The organism is Pseudomonas sp. ADAK18, assembly GCF_012935695.1.
Classification (GTDB): Bacteria; Pseudomonadota; Gammaproteobacteria; order Pseudomonadales; family Pseudomonadaceae; genus Aquipseudomonas.
This window is the reverse complement of sequence record NZ_CP052859.1, coordinates 1,090,726-1,112,534: the sequence shown is the minus strand read 5'-3', so window position 1 is coordinate 1,112,534 and position 21,809 is coordinate 1,090,726. Positions and strand designations below refer to the sequence as shown.

The 21,809-nt window shown below is 59.4% G+C and carries 21 protein-coding genes; 18 read left to right on the top strand and 3 right to left on the bottom strand.

The window, feature by feature from the left end; genetic code table 11:
- Positions 1-71: 71 nt before the first annotated feature.
- The 5 genes from HKK55_RS05175 to HKK55_RS05155 all read left to right on the top strand — a co-directional run bounded on the left by HKK55_RS05175 (position 72) and on the right by HKK55_RS05155 (position 4,721).
- Entirely contained in the window at positions 72-575 is a 504-nt protein-coding gene (locus HKK55_RS05175) for an ureidoglycolate lyase (protein ID WP_017479983.1), read from the top strand.
- A 50-nt stretch (positions 576-625) separates the two neighbouring features.
- Positions 626-1,927, top strand: coding sequence for a urate hydroxylase PuuD (locus HKK55_RS05170; RefSeq protein ID WP_169353649.1), 1,302 nt, complete (start codon positions 626-628; stop codon positions 1,925-1,927).
- Positions 1,928-2,128: 201 nt separating this feature from the next.
- Positions 2,129-3,484 (top strand): nucleobase:cation symporter-2 family protein, encoded by a 1,356-nt coding sequence (locus tag HKK55_RS05165; protein WP_169353648.1) that lies wholly within the window; start codon positions 2,129-2,131, stop codon positions 3,482-3,484.
- A 173-nt stretch (positions 3,485-3,657) separates the two neighbouring features.
- Positions 3,658-3,939 carry a hypothetical protein gene (locus HKK55_RS05160; RefSeq protein WP_169353647.1) on the top strand — a complete coding sequence of 94 codons (282 nt, stop codon included), beginning with the start codon at positions 3,658-3,660 and terminating at the stop codon, positions 3,937-3,939.
- Entirely contained in the window at positions 3,936-4,721 is a 786-nt protein-coding gene (locus HKK55_RS05155) for an outer membrane protein OmpK (RefSeq protein ID WP_169353646.1), read from the top strand. The genes HKK55_RS05160 and HKK55_RS05155 overlap by 4 nt, the downstream gene beginning before the upstream one ends.
- Before the next feature lie 111 nt (positions 4,722-4,832).
- Here the strand turns inward: HKK55_RS05155 and HKK55_RS05150 are convergent, their stop codons facing one another.
- Positions 4,833-5,990: a patatin-like phospholipase family protein gene (locus HKK55_RS05150; protein WP_169353645.1), complete on the bottom strand. Its 1,158-nt coding sequence runs from the start codon at positions 5,988-5,990 to the stop codon at positions 4,833-4,835.
- Positions 5,991-6,022: 32 nt separating this feature from the next.
- Positions 6,023-6,958, bottom strand: a complete 936-nt coding sequence (locus HKK55_RS05145; protein WP_169353644.1) for a lipid A biosynthesis lauroyl acyltransferase — start codon at positions 6,956-6,958, stop codon at positions 6,023-6,025.
- A 120-nt stretch (positions 6,959-7,078) separates the two neighbouring features.
- Here HKK55_RS05145 and minC point away from each other — a divergent pair, with 120 nt between their 5' ends.
- The 8 genes from minC (at position 7,079) to HKK55_RS05105 (ending at position 15,220) form a co-directional block, all read left to right on the top strand.
- Positions 7,079-7,816, top strand: a complete 738-nt coding sequence (gene minC, locus HKK55_RS05140) for a septum site-determining protein MinC (protein WP_169353643.1) — start codon at positions 7,079-7,081, stop codon at positions 7,814-7,816.
- A 209-nt stretch (positions 7,817-8,025) separates the two neighbouring features.
- Positions 8,026-8,838 carry a septum site-determining protein MinD gene (gene minD / locus HKK55_RS05135; RefSeq protein WP_169353642.1) on the top strand — a complete coding sequence of 271 codons (813 nt, stop codon included), beginning with the start codon at positions 8,026-8,028 and terminating at the stop codon, positions 8,836-8,838.
- Between the two features lie 3 nt (positions 8,839-8,841).
- Complete coding sequence (gene minE / locus HKK55_RS05130) at positions 8,842-9,096, top strand: cell division topological specificity factor MinE (RefSeq protein WP_003175252.1); 255 nt, start codon at positions 8,842-8,844, stop codon at positions 9,094-9,096.
- 96 nt (positions 9,097-9,192) lie between these two features.
- Positions 9,193-9,828 (top strand): RluA family pseudouridine synthase, encoded by a 636-nt coding sequence (locus HKK55_RS05125; protein WP_169353641.1) that lies wholly within the window; start codon positions 9,193-9,195, stop codon positions 9,826-9,828.
- Positions 9,829-10,004: 176 nt separating this feature from the next.
- Positions 10,005-11,294, top strand: a complete 1,290-nt coding sequence (locus tag HKK55_RS05120) for a M18 family aminopeptidase (protein ID WP_169353640.1) — start codon at positions 10,005-10,007, stop codon at positions 11,292-11,294.
- Positions 11,295-11,412: 118 nt separating this feature from the next.
- The gene (locus HKK55_RS05115) at positions 11,413-11,589 is read left to right on the top strand and encodes a hypothetical protein (protein ID WP_169353639.1); all 177 of its coding nucleotides are present in this window, start codon (positions 11,413-11,415) and stop codon (positions 11,587-11,589) included.
- A 72-nt stretch (positions 11,590-11,661) separates the two neighbouring features.
- Positions 11,662-13,821: a mechanosensitive ion channel family protein gene (locus HKK55_RS05110; protein WP_169353638.1), complete on the top strand. Its 2,160-nt coding sequence runs from the start codon at positions 11,662-11,664 to the stop codon at positions 13,819-13,821.
- Between the two features lie 52 nt (positions 13,822-13,873).
- Positions 13,874-15,220: an amidohydrolase gene (locus HKK55_RS05105; RefSeq protein WP_169353637.1), complete on the top strand. Its 1,347-nt coding sequence runs from the start codon at positions 13,874-13,876 to the stop codon at positions 15,218-15,220.
- Between the two features lie 843 nt (positions 15,221-16,063).
- Here HKK55_RS05105 and HKK55_RS05100 read toward each other — a convergent pair.
- Complete coding sequence (locus HKK55_RS05100; RefSeq protein ID WP_169353636.1) at positions 16,064-16,777, bottom strand: UTRA domain-containing protein; 714 nt, start codon at positions 16,775-16,777, stop codon at positions 16,064-16,066.
- A gap of 351 nt (positions 16,778-17,128) precedes the next feature.
- Between HKK55_RS05100 and HKK55_RS05095 the strand changes: the two genes are divergently transcribed.
- From HKK55_RS05095 to HKK55_RS05075, 5 genes are all read left to right on the top strand, one after another.
- Positions 17,129-18,196: an ABC transporter substrate-binding protein gene (locus HKK55_RS05095; protein ID WP_155585704.1), complete on the top strand. Its 1,068-nt coding sequence runs from the start codon at positions 17,129-17,131 to the stop codon at positions 18,194-18,196.
- A 169-nt stretch (positions 18,197-18,365) separates the two neighbouring features.
- Positions 18,366-19,172: an alkaline phosphatase family protein gene (locus tag HKK55_RS05090; protein ID WP_169353635.1), complete on the top strand. Its 807-nt coding sequence runs from the start codon at positions 18,366-18,368 to the stop codon at positions 19,170-19,172.
- Between the two features lie 5 nt (positions 19,173-19,177).
- Complete coding sequence (locus tag HKK55_RS05085; protein WP_169357786.1) at positions 19,178-20,014, top strand: ABC transporter permease subunit; 837 nt, start codon at positions 19,178-19,180, stop codon at positions 20,012-20,014.
- The gene (locus HKK55_RS05080; RefSeq protein WP_169353634.1) at positions 20,001-20,801 is read left to right on the top strand and encodes an ABC transporter permease; all 801 of its coding nucleotides are present in this window, start codon (positions 20,001-20,003) and stop codon (positions 20,799-20,801) included. The genes HKK55_RS05085 and HKK55_RS05080 overlap by 14 nt, the downstream gene beginning before the upstream one ends.
- On the top strand, positions 20,798-21,787 hold the full coding sequence (locus HKK55_RS05075) for an ABC transporter ATP-binding protein (RefSeq protein ID WP_169353633.1): 990 nt from the start codon (positions 20,798-20,800) through the stop codon (positions 21,785-21,787). Before HKK55_RS05080 ends, HKK55_RS05075 begins: the two co-directional genes overlap by 4 nt.
- Positions 21,788-21,809 lie beyond the last annotated feature (22 nt).

Genomic DNA, 21,809 nt, shown 5'->3' with positions numbered 1-21,809 from the left:
GCTACGCAGTCCAACGCGGGCAAGCCCGCTCGCCACAACTAACAACACAGCATTCGGATAAGAAGACAGCCATGCGCACACTGATGATCGAGCCCCTGACCAAAGAAGCCTTCGCCCCTTTCGGAGACGTTATCGAAACCGATGGCAGCGATCACTTCATGATCAACAACGGGTCGACCATGCGCTTTCATAAACTGGCGACGGTGCAAACCGCCACGCCAGAAGACAACGCAATCATCAGCATCTTCCGCGCCGATGCGCAGGACATGCCGCTGACTGTGTGCATGCTGGAGCGACACCCGCTGGGCAGCCAGGCTTTCATTCCGCTGCTCGGCAACCCCTTTCTGATCGTGGTCGCGCCACTTGGCGATGAACCTGTATCGGGCTTGGTCCGCGCCTTCGTCACCAACGGCAGGCAGGGCATTAATTACCATCGCGGCGTCTGGCACCACCCGGTGCTGACGATCGAAAAGCGGGATGACTTCCTGGTGGTTGATCGCAGTGGCACAGGCAATAACTGCGATGAGCATTTTTTCAAAGAGGATGAGCGGTTGATCCTTGCCCCCCACCAATAAGAGAAGGTCTGATCACTCGACGACAGAGTGACAGGCGAGAGGTAAAGACTGTGGAAGCACATTTGATGGAATGGCTGAACCTGAGCGTGCGCTGGGTTCATATGATTACTGGCGTCGCCTGGATCGGCGCTTCCTTCTACTTTGTCTGGCTGGAAAACAACCTGAATCGCGTCAACCCCAAGGACGGCCTGGCCGGTGACTTGTGGGCTATCCACGGTGGCGGTATCTACCACCTGGAAAAATACAAACTGGCTCCGCCGACCATGCCGGACAACCTGCACTGGTTCAAATGGGAAGCCTATTTCACCTGGATGTCGGGCGTCGCGCTGCTGTGCGTGGTGTTCTACGCCAACCCGACCTTGTACCTGTTGGCCCCGGGCAGCAGCCTCAGTGGTCCGGAAGGTGTGCTGCTGGGCATTGGCTCACTGTTCGTCGGCTGGTTCGTCTACTCCTTTCTCTGCGACTCGGCCCTGGGCAAGCGCCCTGCCCTGCTCGGTTTGATTCTGTTCGTGCTGTTGATTGCGGCCGCCTATGGCTTCAGCAAGGTGTTCAGCGGTCGTGGTGCTTACCTGCATGTGGGCGCCGTGATCGGCACCATCATGGTCGGTAACGTGTTCCGCATCATCATGCCGGCCCAGCGTGCGCTGGTGGCGGCCATCGCGGAAAACCGCACCCCGGATCCGGCATTGCCGGCCAAGGGCTTGCTGCGTTCGCGCCACAACAACTACTTCACCCTGCCCGTGCTGTTCATCATGATCAGCAACCACTTCCCGAGCACCTACGGCAGCCAGTACAACTGGTTGATCCTGGCCGGGATCGCGGTAGCCGCGGTGTTGGTACGTCACTACTTCAACACCCGTCATAACAGCCAGAAATATGCCTGGACCTTACCGGTCGGCGCCCTGGCGATGATTTGCCTGGCGTACGTCACCGGTCCGAAACCTGTGGCCACCGCACCGGACGTCGCCAAGGCTCCGGCTGCTATCGAGTACCAGCCTTTGCCGGAAACGGCGCTGGGTGGTGGGCTCAAGCCGGCTGCACCGGCCACACCTGCACCGGCTGCTGCCGAAGCAGCACCGGCACAGGCTTCGACGGATTTCGGCAAGGTACATAGCGTGATTCAGGAACGCTGCGCCGTGTGCCATTCGGCCAAGCCCACCAGCCCGTTGTTCAGCGCAGCCCCTGCAGGGGTGATGTTTGATACGCCGCAGCAGATCCAGCAAATGGCACCGCGGATTCAGGCACAAGCGGTGGCGAGCCAGATCATGCCGTTGGGCAACATCACCCAGATGACCCAGCAAGAACGGGATTTGATTGGCACCTGGATCAATCAGGGGGCACGTACCAACTGACTGATTAACGCAGACCAAATGTGGGAGCGGGCTTGCTCGCGAAGGCGGTGGTTCAGTCACCTGAAGCATTGAATGACACACCGCATTCGCGAGCAAGTCGCACCGCCGCTCCCACAGGGGCCGCGGGGTGTTTTGAAGATCGAGTTCCACCCGCAATTGAATGCCAAACAACACAAAAATAAAAAAGATCCGAGGTGTTGCATGTCCGAGTTAGCCGAACCGCAGATTCCTGCCGCACCCGCTATGGTGCGGCTACCCCTGTTGCAACTGATTCTGGTAGGCCTGCAACACGTATTGCTGATGTACGGCGGTGCGGTTGCAGTCCCCCTGATCATCGGACAAGCCGCGGGTTTGAGTCGTGAAGAGATCGCTTTCCTGATCAACGCCGACCTGTTGGTAGCGGGCATCGCCACCATGGTGCAGTCCTTCGGCATCGGCCCGGTGGGCATTCGCATGCCGGTGATGATGGGCGCCAGTTTCGCTGCGGTTGGCAGCATGGTTGCCATGGCGGGCATGCCTGGCATCGGCCTGCAAGGGATCTTCGGCGCGACCATCGCGGCCGGTTTCTTCGGCATCGTCATCGCGCCCTTCATGTCCAAGGTCGTGCGTTTTTTCCCACCACTGGTGACTGGCACGGTCATCACCGCCATCGGTCTTTCGTTATTTCCCGTTGCCGTGAACTGGGCAGGCGGTGGCGCCGCTGCCGTGCAGTTCGGCTCACCGATTTACCTGGCCATTGCCGCCCTGGTGCTGGCGACCATTCTGCTGATCAATCGCTTCATGCGTGGCTTCTGGGTCAATATTTCAGTACTGATCGGCATGGCCCTGGGTTATGGGTTGTGCGGGATAATCGGCATGGTCGACCTCAGCGGCCTGGCCCAGGCGCCCTGGGTTCAAGTAGTGACACCGTTGCATTTCGGTATGCCCAAGTTCGAGTTGGCGCCGATTCTGTCGATGTGCCTGGTGGTGGTGATTATCTTTGTCGAGTCCACCGGGATGTTCCTGGCCCTGGGCAAGATCACCGGTCAGGAAGTCACGCCCAAAATGCTGCGTCGTGGCCTTCTGTGTGACGCCGGGGCATCGTTCTTCGCTGGGTTCTTCAACACCTTCACCCATTCCTCTTTCGCGCAAAACATCGGCCTGGTGCAAATGACCGGTGTGCGCTGCCGCTCGGTGACCATCGTTGCTGGGGGCTTTTTGATCATTCTCAGCCTGCTGCCCAAGGCGGCGTTCCTGGTGGCCTCGATTCCGCCAGCGGTACTCGGCGGCGCAGCCATCGCCATGTTCGGAATGGTGGCGGCCACCGGGATCAAGATCCTCCAGGAAGCCGACATCGCCGACCGTCGCAACCAGTTGCTGGTGGCGGTGAGCATCGGCATGGGCTTGATTCCAGTGGTGCGACCGGAGTTCTTCGCGCAGTTGCCGTTGTGGATGAGCCCGATCACCCACAGTGGCATCGCCATGGCGACCCTCAGCGCGTTGTCGCTGAACCTGTTGTTCAACATCCTGGGCGGAGCCGAACGGGCTGCGGCCAACGAACACGCTCACCAACACTGATTCAGAAAACAGCTCACCCGGCGTCACTACAACAATAAGAACGATCAGGGAGCAACACCATGCACGCCATTCACCCGGGGCCGGCCACACGCCGCGCCCCATTCTCGCCCCACGCGCTCTGTAACGGCGCACTTGAGCACAGGCACGGGAGTCAGTATTCTCCGCGCCCGCTCATGTCGACTCAAAAAAAAACAGCAAATGTAAAAGCTGACTGCCAGGCCAACTTATCCCGGCCCGATGTCAGCGGCCAACGTGCACGAAAAACCCCTGGACCCGACTGCGTTGACCGCAGCCGACGGTGTTTTATTGGCTTTTTGAACACTTTGGCGCAGCTCTTGCTAAAAGCATTAAAGCTGACCGGACAGACGATTTTTGCGGCAAGCCAAAAGACGCCACACCAGAGCGTTTGCTTAGAAAAAAAACCAGAAACCTATAACTCGGGAGCAACCGAATGAAACGTACTGTGAACAGCCTGATGCTGGCGGGATCCCTGCTGGCCGGAGGCCAGGCCATGGCCGGCGATCTGCTGCAGTGGCAGAACAACAGCCTGACGTATCTGTGGGGCAAGAACTTCACCGTCAACCCGCAAATCCAGCAAACGGTCACCTTTGAGCATGCCGATGCCTGGAAGTATGGCGACAACTTCTTCTTCCTCGACCGCATCTTTTACAACGGCAAGGAAGACGGCAACGTCGGACCGAATACTTACTACGGCGAGTTCAGCCCGCGCCTGTCTTTCGGCAAGATCTTTGATACGGACCTGTCCTTCGGACCGATCAAGGACGTGTTGCTGGCGTTCACGTACGAGTTCGGCGAAGGCGACAATGAGTCCTACTTGCTGGGCCCAGGCTTTGACCTGAACATCCCCGGCTTCGACTACTTCCAGTTGAACTTCTACCAGCGCCAGACCGAAGGCAATCGCCCGGGAGACGGCGTGTGGCAGATCACGCCGGTGTGGTCGTACACCATCCCTGTGGGCAACTCCAATGTGTTGATCGACGGCTTTATGGATTGGGTGGTGGACAACGACAAAAACGCTCGTGGCACTTACCACGCCAACCTGCACTTCAACCCGCAGATCAAGTATGACCTGGGCAAGGCGCTGCATTGGGGCGAGAAGCAGTTGTATGTCGGTATCGAATACGACTACTGGAAGAACAAGTACGGCATCCAGGATTCGGGCGCATTCGAGACCAATCAGGATACGGCGAGCTTGCTGGTCAAGTATCACTTCTGACCGCCTGTCATATTTTGTAGCCGCTGCCGAGGTACGAGGCTGCGATGCGGTCCGCAGGACCGCCCCAAGGGCCGCTACGCAGCCCATCGCAGCATCCTGCCTCGGCAGCGGCTACAACGTACTCTCCAGGCCAAGAAACTGCTTCAACTCCTCGCGCTTGGCCAACGCATCCCGCCGTCCCAGTTCAATCAACTCGCTGCAATACCCCGCCTCGAACAACAAGTAACTGAGCACCCCCGCACCACTGGTCTTGGTGGCCCCCGGGCCGCGCAGGAACAGACGCAACGCCGCTGGCAATTCCTGGCGATGACGGGCAGCAATCTCGTCAATAGGCTGGCTCGGCGCAATCACCAGCACGTCCACCGGCGCCAGACCTTGTGCAGCACTGTTGACCGGCAACAAACGACTGAACTGGTTCAGGCGTTCCAACAATTCGATGTCACTTTCCAGACTGTCGATGAACGTGCTGTTGAGCATGTGCCCACCAATCTGCGCCAGGGTGGGCTCCAGGCCGCTGTAGGTGCGCTGTAGGGGATTTGAAGGGTCGAGCCCTCGCGGGTTGCCACTGACGCCGACCACCAGCACACGGCTGGCCCCCAGGTGCAACGCCGGACTGATCGGTGCCGACTGGCGCACCGCACCATCGCCGAAATATTCTTGATCGAGCTTGACCGGTGCAAACAACAACGGGATGGCCGAGCTGGCCAGCAGATGTTCAACCGTCAACTGAGTGGGCACACCGATACGCCGATGACGCAGCCAGGCATCGATGGTGCCGCCGCCCTGGTAGAACGTCACCGCCTGCCCCGACTCGTAACCGAAGGCCGTGACAGCCACCGCATGCAGGTGTTTGTGCCGGATCGCTTCGTCGATACCTTCCAGTTGCAGCTTGTCTTGAAGCAGATCCCGCAGCGGCGAGCTGTCGAGCAGCGCCACCGGCAGCTGTGCCCCGAAACCCAACAGGCTGTGACCAAAAAATCGACTGGCCTGACGGATCACCCCGGGCCAGTCACTGCGTAACACCAGATGGCTGCGAAAGCCCTGCCAGAAGGCGGTCAGCCGCAGGATCGCGGCCTTGAAGTCCATCGCACCGCTGGCCAGACTAACCGCATTGATCGCCCCCGCCGATGTACCAACGATCACCGGAAACGGATTGGCTGCCCCCGGCGGTAACAACTCGGCAATCGCCGCCAATACCCCCACCTGATAGGCGGCTCGCGCCCCGCCGCCGGAAAGAATCAAGCCTGTGACCGGTTCAGCTGGGCGCATTGCATCACTCCATGGTGCGTAGGGACATCACATCAACGACGGCGCTTTTCATACAGTTTAGGCTCACCCGGCGGCCGGCTCTTGAAGCGGCGATGGGTCCACAGGTATTGCTCTGGGCATTCGCGAACGGACGCCTCCACCCACTGATTGATACGCAGGCAGTCGACTTCGTCGCTTTCACCCGGGAAATCGGTGAGTGGCGGGTGGATCACCAAGCGATAACCGCTGCCATCCGCCAAGCGCTCCTGAGTAAAGGGCACGACCAACGCCTTGCCCAGGCGGGCAAATTTACTGGTGGCCGTGACGGTCGCCGCCTGAATGCCGAACAACGGCACAAACACGCTTTGCTTGGCGCCGTAGTCCTGGTCAGGTGCGTACCAGATGGCGCGGCCGGACCGCAGCAGCTTGAGCATCCCGCGCACGTCTTCGCGCTCTACCGCCAAGGAATCAAGGTTGTGCCGCTCGCGGCCACGGCGCTGGACGAAATCGAACAACGGGTTGCCGTGTTCGCGGTACATGCCATCGATGGTGTGCTTTTGCCCCAGCAAGGCGGCGCCAATTTCCAGGGTGGTGAAATGCAGGGCCATCAAGATCACGCCCTTGCCTTCCAACTGGGCCTGCTTGAGGTGCTCAAGCCCTTCGACATGGGCCAGGCGTGCCAGGCGTGGCTTGGACCACCACCAGCTCATGGCCATCTCGAAGAAGGCGATACCGGTGGAGGCAAAATTTTCCTTGAGCAGACGTTTACGCTCTTTGGCGGATTTTTCCGGAAAACACAGCTCCAGGTTTCGCGCGGCGATGCGGCGACGTTCACCCGCCACCCGGTACATTCCCGCACCGAGCAAGCGGCCAATCCCCAGTAAAGCCCGATACGGCAGCTGTGTGATCAGCCACAGCAAGCCGAGTCCCAGCCATAACAGCCAAAAACGCGGGTGAAAAAATACAGCTCGAAAACGCGGGCGATCCATTACAGATTCCGGTAAAGACAAGGGCCGCGCATTCTACAACGGTTCGACTCGGCTTGCGGCTAGCGGATGTTCTCGTTATAAGTCTCGACACTTTTCGTGACAAGCCGCTTTATGCCGACCATGAGCCAAACCGAACCGCTAGACCAAGATCCCGTGTTCCAGCTGAAAGGCAGCATGCTCGCCATTACCGTGCTGGAACTGGCCCGCAACGACCTCGACGCCCTGGATCGCCAGCTCGCCGCCAAGGTCGCCCTGGCGCCGAATTTCTTCAATAACGCCCCGCTGGTACTGGCCCTGGACAAACTGCCCGCTGGTCAAGGCGCGGTCGATCTGCCGGGATTGATGCGTGTGTGCCGTTCCCATGGCCTGCGCACCCTGGCGATTCGTGCCAACCGCATCGAAGACATCGCCGCCGCCATTGCCATTGAATTGCCTGTATTGCCACCGTCCGGCGCTCGCGAGCGTGCGCTGGACCCGCTGGAAGGCGAGGTGAAGAAAAAACCGGAGAAACCGCCGGAGCCCACGATCAAGCCAACCAAGATCATTACCTCGCCCGTTCGCGGCGGGCAGCAGATTTATGCCCAGGGTGGCGATTTGGTAGTCATCGCCCCCGTCAGCCCTGGAGCGGAACTTCTCGCCGATGGCAATATCCATGTATACGGTCCCATGCGGGGTCGTGCACTGGCCGGCATCAAGGGTGACACCAAGGCCCGGATTTTTTGCCAGCAGTTGACCGCCGAGCTAGTGTCGATCGCAGGCCAGTACAAGGTTTCAGAAGATTTGCGCCGCGATCCGCTGTGGGGGGCCGGGGTACAAGTCAGCCTGTCGGGCGATGTGTTGAACATCGTCCGTCTTTAACGGATACTGCCGCATTTTCCAAGCATCTCTAGACTCTGATAGCACAGCGAAAACGGCAAAACTTGCGTAGGAATAATTGGAAAGTGCTGTTTATTTTGAATAAACCACACTTTTTTCATCCCATTCCTACACTGGCTGTCCGCCTGCAGCGAGTTTCAAGAGATGTTTTTCAGGGGCTAAAAGTCCTTTTTCCTTAGGGGTGAAACACCTTGGCCAAGATTCTCGTGGTTACATCCGGCAAGGGTGGTGTGGGTAAGACCACCACCAGCGCCGCTATCGGTACCGGCCTCGCTCTGCGCGGCCACAAGACAGTCATCGTCGACTTCGACGTCGGTTTGCGTAACCTCGACCTGATCATGGGCTGCGAACGCCGTGTGGTTTACGACTTCGTTAACGTGGTCAACGGCGAAGCCAACCTGCAACAGGCCCTGATCAAGGACAAGCGCCTTGAGAACCTGTATGTACTGGCCGCCAGCCAGACCCGTGATAAAGAAGCGCTGACCAAAGAAGGCGTGGGCAAAGTCCTCGCCGAACTGAAGGAAACCTTCGAATACGTGGTCTGCGACTCTCCGGCGGGTATCGAGACTGGTGCTCACCTGGCGATGTACTTCGCCGATGAAGCCATCGTCGTGACCAACCCGGAAGTGTCTTCGGTACGTGACTCGGACCGCATGCTGGGCCTGCTGGCCAGCAAATCCCAGCGCGCCGAGAAAGGTGAAGACCCGATCAAGGAGCACCTGCTGCTGACCCGGTACAACCCTGAGCGCGTCAGCAAGGGCGAAATGCTTGGTGTTGAAGACGTCAAGGACATCCTGGCCGTGACCCTGCTGGGTGTGATTCCAGAATCCCTGGCAGTGCTCAAGGCTTCCAACCAGGGCGTCCCGGTGATTCTTGACGACCAGAGCGACGCCGGCCAGGCGTACAGCGATGCTGTTGATCGCTTGCTGGGCAAAACCGTGGAACATCGCTTCCTCGATGTAGCGAAGAAGGGATTCTTCGAGCGTATCTTTGGAGGCAACTAAACAATGAAATTTCTTGACTTCTTTCGTGCCAACAAAAAGCCAAGCACCGCGTCGGTAGCGAAAGAGCGTCTACAGATCATCGTGGCGCACGAACGCGGCCAACGCAGCACGCCGGATTACCTGCCTGCCTTGCAAAAGGAACTGGTTGAGGTGATTCGCAAGTACGTCAATATCGGTAACGATGACGTACATGTCGCCCTGGAAAATGACGGCAGTTGCTCGATTCTGGAACTCAATATCACCCTGCCTGATCGTTGATCGAAAAGGCGGTCGCCACGGCGGCTCGGTTACCTTGATCTCTTTATGGGAACGGGGTGAGCGAGCCGCCGTTGGCGTTTGTTACGAGGCTGTTTAATGCCGCTGTCCAATGTTCATATCCTTCATCAGGACGCCGCTGTCCTGGTGGTGAACAAGCCTACCCTGCTGCTGTCTGTGCCCGGTCGCGCCGACGACAACAAGGACTGTCTGATCACCCGCCTGCAGGAAAACGGCTACCCCGAAGCCCGTATCGTCCATCGCCTGGACTGGGAAACCTCGGGCATCATCCTGCTGGCCCGGGACGCCGATACCCACCGTGAATTGTCTCGTCAGTTCCACGACCGGGAAACCGAAAAGGCCTACACCGCCCTGTGTTGGGGCCAACCGGAACTGGACAGCGGCAGCATCGACCTGCCATTGCGCTACGACCCGCCCACCAAGCCCCGGCATGTGGTGGATCATGAGTTCGGCAAGAACGCCCTGACCTTCTGGAAGGTATTGGAACGTTGCGGCGAGTGGTGCCGGGTGGAGCTGACGCCGATTACCGGGCGCTCGCACCAACTGCGGGTGCATATGTTGTCCATTGGTCATCCGTTGCTGGGTGATGGTTTGTATGCCCATGAACAGGCGTTGGCCGCATGGCCGCGGTTGTGCCTGCATGCCAGCATGCTGAGCTTCACTCATCCGCAAAGCGGTGAGCGCTTGCGCTTCGAGTGCCCCGCTCCGTTCTAAAGGTTGCACACGGTCAAAATGTGGCAGCTGTCGAGCCCCAGCGAGGCTGCGATGCAGGCGCTGCGGCTTCTCAGGCACACCGAGGCGACACCATCGCCGCCTCGCTGGGGCTCGACAGCTCCCACACAAAACAAGCCAATACGGTAAACTCCGCGCATTGCTGTCTGGAGCTACTTATGCGCGAAGAGTTGAACCAAGGCCTGATCGACTTCCTCAAGGCCTCCCCTACCCCATTTCACGCCACTGCGGCCCTTGCTCAGCGCCTGGAAGCTGCGGGTTTCCAGCGTCTGGACGAGCGTGAGACCTGGACTACCGAGGCCAACGGTCGCTATTACGTGACCCGCAACGACTCCTCGATCATTGCCTTCAAGCTCGGCCGCCACTCGCCGCTGCAAAGCGGGATTCGCCTGGTTGGCGCCCATACCGACAGCCCATGCCTGCGAGTCAAGCCACAACCCGAATTGCAACGCCAAGGCTTCTGGCAACTGGGGGTTGAAGTGTACGGCGGCGCGCTGCTGGCACCGTGGTTCGACCGCGACCTGTCACTGGCCGGCCGTGTCACCTTCCGTCGCGACGGCAAGGTCGAAAGCCAGTTGATCGACTTCAAGCTGCCCATCGCCATCATCCCCAACCTGGCCATTCACCTGAACCGTGAAGCCAACCAGGGCTGGGCGATCAATGCCCAGACCGAACTGCCACCGATCCTCGCGCAATTTGCCGGTGACGAGCGCGTGGACTTCCGCGCCGTGCTCACCGAGCAGTTAGCCCGCGAGCACGGCCTGAATGCCGACGTGGTGCTCGACTATGAACTGAGCTTCTACGACACCCAGAGCGCCGCAGTGATTGGCCTTAATGGCGACTTTATCGCCGGCGCCCGCCTGGACAACCTGCTGTCGTGCTACGCCGGTCTTCAGGCCTTGCTCACCAGCAACACCGAAGAAACCTGTGTACTGGTGTGCAACGACCACGAAGAAGTGGGCTCTTGCTCCGCCTGCGGTGCCGATGGCCCGATGCTGGAACAGACCTTGCGCCGCCTGCTGCCCGACGGTGACGAGTTCGTACGCACCATCCAGAAATCGCTGCTGGTGTCCGCCGATAACGCTCACGGCGTACATCCCAACTACGCCGAAAAGCACGACGCCAACCACGGCCCGAAGCTCAACGCCGGCCCGGTGATCAAGGTCAACAGCAACCAGCGCTACGCCACCAACAGCGAAACCGCCGGGTTCTTCCGTCACCTGTGCATGGCCGAAGAAGTGCCGGTGCAAAGCTTCGTGGTGCGCAGCGACATGGGTTGTGGCTCGACCATCGGCCCAATCACCGCCAGCCACTTGGGTGTGCGTACTGTGGACATCGGCCTGCCGACGTTTGCCATGCATTCGATCCGTGAATTGTGCGGCAGCCATGACCTGGCGCACCTGGTAAAGGTGCTGGGCGCGTTCTACGCGAGTCGCGATTTGCCTTGACTCTCACATCCTGTGGCGAGGGGGCTTGCCACAGGTGTTATTTCTGACACACATCAACCCCACTTCCCGCAAACCGGCCTAGACTTATACTCATCCCCCAACGACAAGGCCGTCGCCCATGATCACCATGTCCGCCTTCCACTCCATGCTCATTCCCATCCTCACGGGCATGATCCTGCTGGCCGTCGGCTTCAATTTCCGCGACAAGAACCTTGGCGTGTTCAGCATGTGGATCGGCATGCTGCTGATCCTCGGCACTGTGGTTTACAAGATCCTCGCCAAGCTCGCCGAGTAACAAATGCACTCGCATTGGGCATAGCGGCCTCGTACACTCGGTCAATTCGTCGTTGTTAAGGTTGACCGCCTCGTGCTTGCCCGTCTGTTTGCCCTGCCCTATTGCTTACTAGTTTGCCTGCTGACCCTGCTGCCCATGGCCCCTGCCCAGGCCATCGGCCTGCCAGGGTTGTTGGGCAACACCAACAAAACCCAGCCGCAGGCCGACGTGCCTCTGGGGCAATCCCTCGACGAGGTGATCAAGACCCTGGAAAACGACCAGCAGCGCACCAAGCTGCTGAGCGACTTGAAGAAGTTGCGCGAGACCACGCAAAAAGCCCAACCCGTAGCCGAACAAGGTGTACTCGGTTTGATCGGTGGCACCCTGAGCAGTCTTGAGCAGCAGTTTTCCGGGGCCGACAGCCCAGTGAGCCGCTGGTCCAACGAAGTCGACCAAGCCAAGGACGAACTGACGGCACTGATGCTCCCAGCCAGTGAATGGTTACCGATCATCTTTGGTTTTGCCGTGATCCTGGCGCTCTGGAGCCTGCTGGCCGCCGCGCTGATCTGGATCAGCCATCGGGTGCGCGAGCGTTTCGGCCTCAGTGAAGAACTGCCGCAACACCCCAGGACCTGGGACATGCTGCGCTTTGCCCTGCGCAAACTGGGCCCCTGGCTGATTGCTCTGGTGATCACTGTCTACCTGAGCTACGCACTGCCTTCATCCCTGGGCAAATCCCTGGCGATGATGCTGGCCTATGCACTGGTGGTGGGCACCTGTTTCTCGGCGATCTGCGTCATTGCCTTTTCGGTACTGGACGGTCCTCACCGCCACCGCGCACTGTACATCCTGCGTCACCAGGCGTTCCGCCCACTGTGGTGGATCGGCAGTTTCGCTGCGTTCGGCGAGGCCTTGAGCGACCCACGCATGACGGAAAGCCTGGGCGCCCACCTGGCCCACACGACAGCGACCATCGCCAATGTCATGGCCGCGCTGTCCACCGGGGTGTTCATCCTGCGCTTCCGTCGGCCCATTGCGCACCTGATCCGCAACCAGCCACTGTCGCGCCGCCTGACCCGCCGCGCCCTGAGCGACACGCTCTCAATCATCGGCACCTTCTGGTACCTGCCGGCACTGCTGCTGGTGGGTATCTCGCTGTTCGCCACCTTCCTCTCCGCCGGTGATACCAGTACCGCCTTGCGCCAATCCCTGCTGTGCACGGTGTTGTTGGTGCTGTGCATGGTGATCAATGGCCTGGTGCGTCGGCATTCACTCAAACCCCAGCGTGGGCACAAGCGTCACGCGCTGTATTCCGAACGCCTGAAAAGCTTCGTCTACACCCTTGCCCATCTGGTGGTGTGGCTAGCGTTTATCGAACTGGGCCTGCGGGTCTGGGGCCTGTCATTGATTCGCTTTACCGAAGGCGACGGCCATGAAATCAGCGTCAAGCTGTTCGGCCTCGGCGGCACGTTGCTGTTTTCCTGGTTGATCTGGATTCTCGCCGACACCGCCATTCACCACGCGCTCACCCGCTCGCGCAAAGGTCTGGCCAACGCCCGCGCACAGACCATGATGCCGTTGATCCGCAACGTGCTGTTCGTGACGATCTTCATCATCGCTTCCATCGTCGCCCTGGCGAACATGGGTATGAACGTCACGCCACTGCTGGCCGGTGCCGGTGTGATCGGCCTGGCCATCGGTTTTGGTGCGCAATCACTGGTGGCGGATTTGATCACCGGCCTGTTCATCATCATCGAGGACTCCCTGGCGATTGATGACTATGTCGACGTCGGCGGTCACCTGGGGACGGTCGAGGGGCTGACCATTCGTACGGTGCGCCTGCGGGACATCGATGGCATCGTCCACACTATTCCGTTCAGCGAAATCAAAAGCATCAAGAACTACTCCCGAGAGTTCGGCTATGCGATCTTCCGAGTGGCGATCCCCTACAACATGGAGATCGACGACGCCATCAAGCTGATGCGCGATGTCGGCCAGAAGATGCGCAACGACCCGTTGCAGCGCCGCAATATCTGGTCGCCACTGGAGATCCAGGGGGTGGAAAGTTTCGAGTCCGGCAGTGCGATTCTTCGCGCACGCTTCAAGACTGCGCCGATCAAGCAGTGGGAAGTTTCGCGAGCGTTCAACCTGTCGCTCAAGCGGCATCTGGACGAAGCCGGACTGGACCTGGCAACACCACGCTTGAGCGTGCAGGTGGTGACGGCGGCGGGAGGCACGCAAGAGAAAGAATAGGCGCCGCCCGGACGACACGAGGATCAACAACAATAATCATGGAGAAGTCCTTATGCGGTTAACCGGTCTTACACATCAATGGGTTTTCGGCCTGCTGTGCGGCGTCGCCAGCAGTGCGGTCATCGCCGCCAGCAGCGGCCAGGATAGCGCCCGGGAAGAAATCGCCGCCCAGGCTAAAATTCTCGAGCCAGCCCTGCTGGAAACCCGGCGCGACATCCACGCCCATCCCGAACTGGGCAACACCGAAAAGCGCACGGCCGAACTTGTAGCCAAACAACTGCGCGAGATGGGCCTGGAAGTAAAAACCGGCGTCGCCCGCACTGGCGTGGTCGCGATCCTCAAAGGCGCTCTGCCCGGCCCAACCGTCGCTTTGCGTGCCGACATGGACGCACTCCCGGTCAAGGAAACCTCCGGCCTGCCCTTTGCCTCCAAAGCCAAAGGCGTGTACCTGGACAAAGAAGTCGACGTGATGCACGCCTGTGGCCACGACGCCCACACCGCTATCCTGCTGAGCACGGCGAAAATTCTCACCGGTATGCGCGACCGCCTGCCGGGCACCGTGGTGTTCTACTTCCAGCCCGCCGAAGAAGGCCCTAGCGACTTCATACCCGACGGTAAAAATACCTGGGGCGCGAAGATGATGGTGCAGGAAGGCGTGATGAAATCACCCAAGCCGGATGCCGTCTTCGGCCTGCACGTCTGGGCCGGCGTACCCGCTGGGCAGATCGCCTATCGCTCGGGGCCGACCCTGGCCAGCTCCGACGACCTGCGCATCAAAATCCTCGGTAAACAGACCCACGCCGGCCAGCCATGGAACGGTATTGACCCGATTACCGTGGGCGCGCAAGCCATCGTCGGGCTGCAAACCGTGGTCAGTCGGCGCACTGATATTTCTTCGTTTCCGTCGGTGGTGAGCATCGGCACGATCAATGGCGGCACTCGCTACAACATCATTCCCGAGTCGGTGGACATGAGTGGGACCATTCGCTCCTACGACTATGGCATCCGCCAGAAACTGCACGCGGATGTGCGCCAGACCGTGGAGAAGATCGCTGAAAGTGGTGGGGCGAAGGCTGAGGTGACGATCATTGAGAAGTACGATCCGACCATCAACAATCCTGCGCTGACTGAGAAGATGCTGCCGAGCCTGCGGTGGGCGGCCAACGGTGATGTGATCCAGGGGCCGCTGGTGGGTGGGGCTGAGGACTTTTCGTTTTATGCCAAGGAGGCGCCGGGGTTCTTTGTGTTTCTTGGGGTGACGCCGCGGGATCAGGAGATGAGCAAGGCGGCGCCGAATCATAATCCGGGGTTCTTTGTGGATGAGTCGGCGTTGGTGGTGGGGGTGAGGACGTTGGCTTCGTTGGCTACGGATTATTTGTATGCTGGTGTTAAGCCTTGAGGCTGGAGGCTGGGGGCTTTAACTGAGTACATATCCGTTTCTGCGGTCACGGCCACTTAGGGTTCCGCCCTTACGGCGGCTCACTTTTGAACAGCGCAAAAGTAAGCAAAACGCTCTTACCCCACCACTCGGTGCCTCGCAGTGGCTCGGCATGCCTTCTCTCCGGCATTGCTCCGTGGGCCGCCGCAATGGGCCATCCATGGCCCAGTGCGGCTAAACCGGCGTCCTGCCGGTTTACCCACGGACCAATGCCTGCGTTCAGCCAGCGTGGTTTAACGGGGCGCCTAAGATCAAATTCAAAAGCAGATCAAGAACACAGCGGCCTACCGGCCGGCTTGAGTGGTGTGAAGCGAAGGCAAAATCAAAAACGGGCACGGTCTACTGTGGAAGCTGGCTTGCCTGCGATGCAGGCAACTCGGTCTTTCAGGAACACCGAGGTGATGCCATCGCAGGCAAGCCAGCTCCCACAGAAAAGCAGATCTGCTTTCGCTCTGGCCCTTGCTGGACCTTGCCTTTGCTTCTACCACTCAGGTCGGCTTTCAGGCCGCCGTGCTTTTGATTTTGATCTTAGGCGCCCCGTTAAACCACGATGGCCGCACGCAGGTATTGCGCAGTGGGTACCCCGGCATGGATGCCGGGGTAGCCGCGACACGGCCATGGATGGCCGATCGCGGCGGCCCACGGAGCAATGCCTGCGTGCGGGCATGCCGAGCCTAGGCGAGGCACCGAGTGGTGGGGCAAGAGCGCTTTGGTTACTTTCGCGCTTTTCGAAAGTGACCCGCCGTAAGGGCGGAACCCTAAGTGGCCGTGACCGCAGAAACGGATATGTACCAGGTCAAGCGATCAAACCACATCCACCCCAACATGAATCGCATCATGGCGCCAAAACTCCAGATCACAATCAATCAACCGCTCATGCTGATCATAATTAACCCGAGCAATCCGCAACCCCGGGCTCCCCACCGACACCCGTAACGCCGCAGCCGCCTCCACCTGCAACGACGTAGGCACAATCTCAAACCGCACCCGCCCGTAATGCAAGTCATACAACCTCGCATACAGCTCGGTAATCGATTCATTCAAATCACATTCCAGAATCCCCGGAAAATACTGCGGATTCAGATAGTGCTCCACATACAACACCAACCGCCCATCAATCCTGCGCCCCCGGCAAATCTGGATCACGCTGGACAACGCCGGCAACTGCAACCACGCACACACCGCCGCCGAAGCCGGCTGCAGCCGCGCCGAAATCACTTCGGTTGAAGGCACCCGCCCCTGCGCACTGACCATCGCGTGAAAGTGACTGCGTTGCATCAGGTTGTAAGCCAGCCTGGGCGGCGACACAAACCACCCCCGCCGCTCTTCGCGATAAATCTGCCCCAGGGCCTCAAGTTGTAACAAGGCTTCCCGCACGGTAATCCGGGTGGTACCAAACAACTCGCTGAGTTTGCGCTCGGCCGGCAGTTTGCTGGCAGGCGGCAACAAGCCGTGGTCGATCTGCTCTTGCAGTGCCAGGCCAATGGTTGTCACCGCTTTGGTTGCCTCATCACGCATCAACGTTACCTATCTGGACTAGACCAGCACTGTTTGAGTGCACAAAACGCCCCTCAAATGAGCTCCTGCTACTGCGTGCAAGCCTAGGCATTGCACATGACCGACAGATGACAGCGACGCCCAATGCGCCACCCCACAACTTGCAAGACACCGGCCAAGTCCAGGGCTTCCGGGCACTTGGTCTTGGTCTACGCTTACCCCTCACCTACCGACTCAAACGAGCAAAAAGCGACATCGACATGAAACTGTCATCCACCACGCCTAAATTGGCTCGTGTATTGCTGACCTAGACCAACACCACCGCAAACGTTCATAAAAACGCAGCGTTGAAAACGCCCAAAGGAGCTTCGGATGAAACAGCTTTTCCTGGCATCACTGTTAGGCTCGACCATTGCCATGTGCACCGCCGCCATGGCCGCTGATACCGATCTAAAAACCCTGGAAGCCGCCGCCAAGGCGGAAGGCGCTGTGAACAGCGTCGGCATGCCCGATGACTGGGCCAACTGGAAAGGCACCTGGGAAGACCTGGCCAAGACCTACGGCCTCAAGCACATCGACACCGACATGAGCTCGGCTCAGGAAATCGCCAAGTTCGCCGCAGAAAAAGACAACGCCAGTGCTGACATCGGCGACGTCGGTGCGGCCTTCGGTCCGATTGCGGTGAAACAGGGCGTGGTCCAGCCGTACAAGCCGAGCACCTGGGCACAGGTCCCGGATTGGGCGAAAGACAAAGACGGCAACTGGGCACTGGCCTACACCGGCACCATCGCGTTCATCGTCAACAAAAAGCTGCTGCACGGCTCCGAAGCACCGAAAAGCTGGGCTGACCTGAAGACCGGTAAATACAAGGTTTCCATCGGTGACGTGAGCACCGCTGCACAAGCAGCCAACGGCGTACTCGCGGCAGCCCTGGCCAACGGTGGCGACGAGAAGAACATCCAGCCTGCACTACTGATGTTTGCCGACATTGCCAAGCAAGGTCGCCTGTCCCTCGCCAACCCGACCATCGCCACCATGGAAAAAGGTGAAGTGGAAGTGGGCGTGGTCTGGGATTTCAACGGCCTGAGCTACAAAGCCAAGATGGCCAACCCGGATGACTACGTGGTGCTGATCCCATCGGATGGCTCAGTGATTTCCGGCTACACCACCATCATCAACAAATACGCCAAACACCCTAACGCGGCCAAGCTGACCCGTGAATACATCTTCAGTGATGCCGGCCAGATCAACCTGGCTAAGGGCAATGCACGGCCAATTCGTGCCGAGCACCTGACCTTGCCGGCAGACGTACAAGCCAAGCTGCTGCCGAATGAGCAGTACAAGAAAGTGACGCCGATCAAAGATGCTGACGCTTGGGAGAAGACCTCCAAGGCACTGCCACAGAAGTGGCAGGAAGAAGTCATTATCAATATGCAATAAAACCTGGAACACGGTCAGTGTGGGAGCTGGCTTGCCTGCGATAGCGGTCTGACATTCAATACGTGTGTCGACTGATACACCGTTATCGCAGGCAAGCCAGCTCCCACAGTTGATCCGGTTCCAGCAGAAAAACCGAATCAAGCCTATTAGTTGCGGAGTTCCAGCCCCTATGAAGCACAACGTCATCCTTGTCGTGCTCGACGGCCTGAACTACGAAGTTGCCCGGCACGCCATGGGGCATCTTCAGGCCTACATCGGCGCAGGACGCGCAGCACTGTACAAACTGGAATGTGAACTGCCGGCCCTGTCCCGGCCACTGTACGAATGCATCCTTACCGGGGTGCCACCCATCGAAAGCGGTATCGTCCACAACCATGTCTCGCGCCTGTCCAACCAGCGCAGCATTTTTCATTACGCCACCGACGCCGGCTTGACCACAGCGGCGGCGGCTTACCATTGGGTCAGCGAGTTGTATAACCGCTCCCCCTTCATCGCCGCCCGTGACCGTCATACCGACGACAAGGCCCTGGCGATCCAGCATGGACATTTCTACTGGAATGACCATTACCCGGACTCGCACCTGTTTGCCGACGCCGAAAGCCTGCGCCTCAAACACGCGCCGAACTTCCTGGTCGTACACCCGATGAACATCGATGACGCCGGCCACAAGCACGGCCTCGATACCCCGCAATACCGCAACAGCGCACGTTCGGCCGACATCATCCTCGCCGACTACCTGCAAGGCTGGCTCAACGCCGGTTACCAGGTGCTGGTGACCGCCGACCACGGCATGAACAACGACCGCTCCCACAACGGCCTATTGCCGGAAGAGCGGGAAGTGCCACTGTTTGTCCTGGGTGACGCCTTCAGCCTGACGACCTCCGCCACACCCAGGCAGACCGACCTGTGCGGCACTGTTTGCGAGCTGCTCGGTGTACTCCACGACAAACCTGTATGCCGGGAGCTGTTGAAGTGAACTCCATGACCCGTGGCAAATGGCTGGCCGCCTTGTGCCTGGTGCCTTTCGCCCTGTTCTTTATCGTCTTCGAGATCGCCCCGCTGCTGTGGGTGATGATCAACAGCCTGCAATCGGAAGAGTTCGGCTGGGGCCTGGCCAACTTCACCAAAATCTTCAGTTCGAAGTTCTACTTGCAGGCGATCCAGTACAGCCTGGAGATCAGTTTCTACTCCAGCATCTTCGGGATCATCATCGCGGTGCTGGGCAGCTACTCGCTGCGGCGGGTGGATGGGCCGCTGCGTAACTTCGTGACCGCCTTCGCCAACATGACCAGCAACTTCGCCGGCGTGCCCCTGGCCTTTGCCTTCATCATCCTGCTGGGGTTCAACGGCAGCATCACCATTATGCTCAAGCAGGCCGGGATCATTCAGGACTTCAACCTGTACTCCAAGACCGGGCTGATCATCCTCTACACCTACTTCCAGATTCCCCTCGGCGTGCTGCTGCTCTATCCCGCCTTCGATGCCTTGCGTGAAGACTGGCGCGAGTCCGCCGCCTTGCTCGGGGCCAACGGCTGGCAGTTCTGGCGGCATATCGGCTTGCCGGTGCTGACACCTGCCTTGCTCGGCACTTTCGTAATCCTGCTGGCCAATGCCCTCGGCGCCTATGCCACGGTGTACGCGCTGACCACCGGTAATTTCAACGTGTTGCCAATCCGTATCGCGGCGATGGTTTCCGGTGATATCTCCCTGGACCCGAACATGGCCAGCGCCTTGGCTGTGGTGCTGGTGGCGCTGATGACGGTGGTGACCGTGGTCCATCAACTGCTGCTCAAGAGGAGCTACCATGTCTCGCGCTGAACCGGGCTCGGCCGCCCTCTACCATCGGGTCGTGGTGTATCTGCTGTTCGCGATCCTGGTATTGCCGCTGATTGGCACCCTGATCTACTCCATCGCCAGCAGTTGGTCGGCGACCATCCTGCCCTCAGGCTTTACCTTCAAATGGTATGTGCAGCTGTGGAGCGACCCGCGCTTCCTGCATGCGTTTGGCCAGTCGTTGCTGGTATGCGTGGGCGCGTTGATCCTGTCGGTGGTGTTGATTCTGCCGCTGCTGTTTGTGGTGCATTACCACTTCCCCAAGCTCGACGCGCTGATGAACATCCTGATCCTGTTGCCCTTCGCGGTGCCGCCAGTGGTGTCCTCGGTCGGCCTGTTGCAGCTATATGGTTCCGGGCCGTTTGCCATGGTCGGTACGCCGTGGATCCTGATCGGCTGTTACTTCACCATCGCGCTGCCCTTCATGTACCGGGCGATCACCAACAACCTGCAAGCGATCAACCTGCGAGACCTGATGGACTCCGCCCAACTGCTCGGTGCCAGTACCTTTCAGGCGGCGTTCCTGGTGGTGCTGCCGAACCTGCGCAAGGGCTTGATGGTGGCGTTGCTGCTGTCGTTCTCGTTCCTGTTCGGCGAGTTCGTGTTTGCCAATATCCTGGTGGGCACCCGCTACGAAACCCTGCAGGTGTACCTCAACAACATGCGTAACAGCAGCGGCCACTTCACCAGTGCGCTGGTCATCTCCTATTTCTTCTTTGTGCTGGTGCTGACCTGGGCCGCCAACATCTTGAACAAGGACAAAAGCCAATGAGCTTCGTCAGCGTCCAACACCTGCAAAAAGGCTACGCCGGGACCCCGGTGTTCAGCGACATCAATTGCGAAATTGCCAAGGGCGAGTTCGTCACCCTGCTCGGCCCGTCCGGTTGCGGCAAGTCCACGCTGCTGCGCTGCATCGCTGGCCTGACCTCGGTGGACAGTGGGAAAATTCTCCTCGACGGCCAGGACATCGTCCCGCTGAGCCCGCAGAAACGGCATATCGGCATGGTGTTCCAGAGCTACGCGCTGTTCCCCAACATGACCGTGGAACAGAACGTCGCCTTCGGCCTGCGCATGCAAAAGGTTAATTCAGACGACAGCCATAAACGGGTCCAGGAAGTGTTGCAACTGGTGGAGTTGAAAGACCTCGCCGGTCGTTATCCGCACCAGATGTCCGGTGGCCAGTGCCAGCGTGTGGCCCTCGCCCGTTCTCTCGTCACCCGCCCGCGCCTGCTGCTGCTCGATGAACCGCTGTCGGCCCTGGATGCGCGGATCCGCAAGCACCTGCGTGAACAGATCCGCCAGATCCAGCGCGAGCTGGGTTTGACCACAATTTTCGTCACCCATGATCAGGAAGAAGCCCTGACCATGTCCGACCGCATCTTCCTGATGAACCAGGGCAAGATCGTCCAGAGCGGCGATGCCGAAACCCTCTACACCGCACCCGTGGACGTATTTGCCGCCGGTTTTATCGGCAACTACAACCTGCTGGACGCAGACAAGGCCAGCAAGCTGTTACAACGGCCGATCACCGGGCGCATCGCCATTCGCCCCGAAGCCATCGAGCTGAGCCGCAGCGGCGAACTGGACGCCCTGGTGCGCAGCCATAGTCTGTTGGGCAACGTGATTCGCTACCGCATCGAGGCCCGAGGCGTGGAGCTGGTGGTGGACGTGCTCAATCGTTCAGCGGACGATTTGCACCCTGACGGCCAGCGCCTGGCACTTTCCATCGATCCCAGTGCGCTGTGTGAGGTAGCCTGACGGGATTCACGGTTTAGACGAT

Bases quoted from the DNA above. Each gene is read 5' to 3' on its own strand.
- HKK55_RS05175 (WP_017479983.1), top strand. From the start codon at position 72: ATGCGCACACTGATGATCGAGCCCCTGACCAAAGAAGCCTTCGCCCCT.
- HKK55_RS05165 (WP_169353648.1), top strand. From the start codon at position 2,129: ATGTCCGAGTTAGCCGAACCGCAGATTCCTGCCGCACCCGCTATGGTG.
- HKK55_RS05160 (WP_169353647.1), top strand. From the start codon at position 3,658: ATGTCGACTCAAAAAAAAACAGCAAATGTAAAAGCTGACTGCCAGGCC.
- HKK55_RS05155 (WP_169353646.1), top strand. From the start codon at position 3,936: ATGAAACGTACTGTGAACAGCCTGATGCTGGCGGGATCCCTGCTGGCC.
- HKK55_RS05150 (WP_169353645.1), bottom strand. From the start codon at position 5,990: ATGCGCCCAGCTGAACCGGTCACAGGCTTGATTCTTTCCGGCGGCGGG.
- HKK55_RS05145 (WP_169353644.1), bottom strand. From the start codon at position 6,958: ATGGATCGCCCGCGTTTTCGAGCTGTATTTTTTCACCCGCGTTTTTGG.
- minC (WP_169353643.1), top strand. From the start codon at position 7,079: ATGAGCCAAACCGAACCGCTAGACCAAGATCCCGTGTTCCAGCTGAAA.
- minE (WP_003175252.1), top strand. From the start codon at position 8,842: ATGAAATTTCTTGACTTCTTTCGTGCCAACAAAAAGCCAAGCACCGCG.
- HKK55_RS05125 (WP_169353641.1), top strand. From the start codon at position 9,193: ATGCCGCTGTCCAATGTTCATATCCTTCATCAGGACGCCGCTGTCCTG.
- HKK55_RS05120 (WP_169353640.1), top strand. From the start codon at position 10,005: ATGCGCGAAGAGTTGAACCAAGGCCTGATCGACTTCCTCAAGGCCTCC.
- HKK55_RS05115 (WP_169353639.1), top strand. From the start codon at position 11,413: ATGATCACCATGTCCGCCTTCCACTCCATGCTCATTCCCATCCTCACG.
- HKK55_RS05105 (WP_169353637.1), top strand. From the start codon at position 13,874: ATGCGGTTAACCGGTCTTACACATCAATGGGTTTTCGGCCTGCTGTGC.
- HKK55_RS05100 (WP_169353636.1), bottom strand. From the start codon at position 16,777: ATGCGTGATGAGGCAACCAAAGCGGTGACAACCATTGGCCTGGCACTG.
- HKK55_RS05095 (WP_155585704.1), top strand. From the start codon at position 17,129: ATGAAACAGCTTTTCCTGGCATCACTGTTAGGCTCGACCATTGCCATG.
- HKK55_RS05090 (WP_169353635.1), top strand. From the start codon at position 18,366: ATGAAGCACAACGTCATCCTTGTCGTGCTCGACGGCCTGAACTACGAA.
- HKK55_RS05085 (WP_169357786.1), top strand. From the start codon at position 19,178: ATGACCCGTGGCAAATGGCTGGCCGCCTTGTGCCTGGTGCCTTTCGCC.
- HKK55_RS05080 (WP_169353634.1), top strand. From the start codon at position 20,001: ATGTCTCGCGCTGAACCGGGCTCGGCCGCCCTCTACCATCGGGTCGTG.
- HKK55_RS05075 (WP_169353633.1), top strand. From the start codon at position 20,798: ATGAGCTTCGTCAGCGTCCAACACCTGCAAAAAGGCTACGCCGGGACC.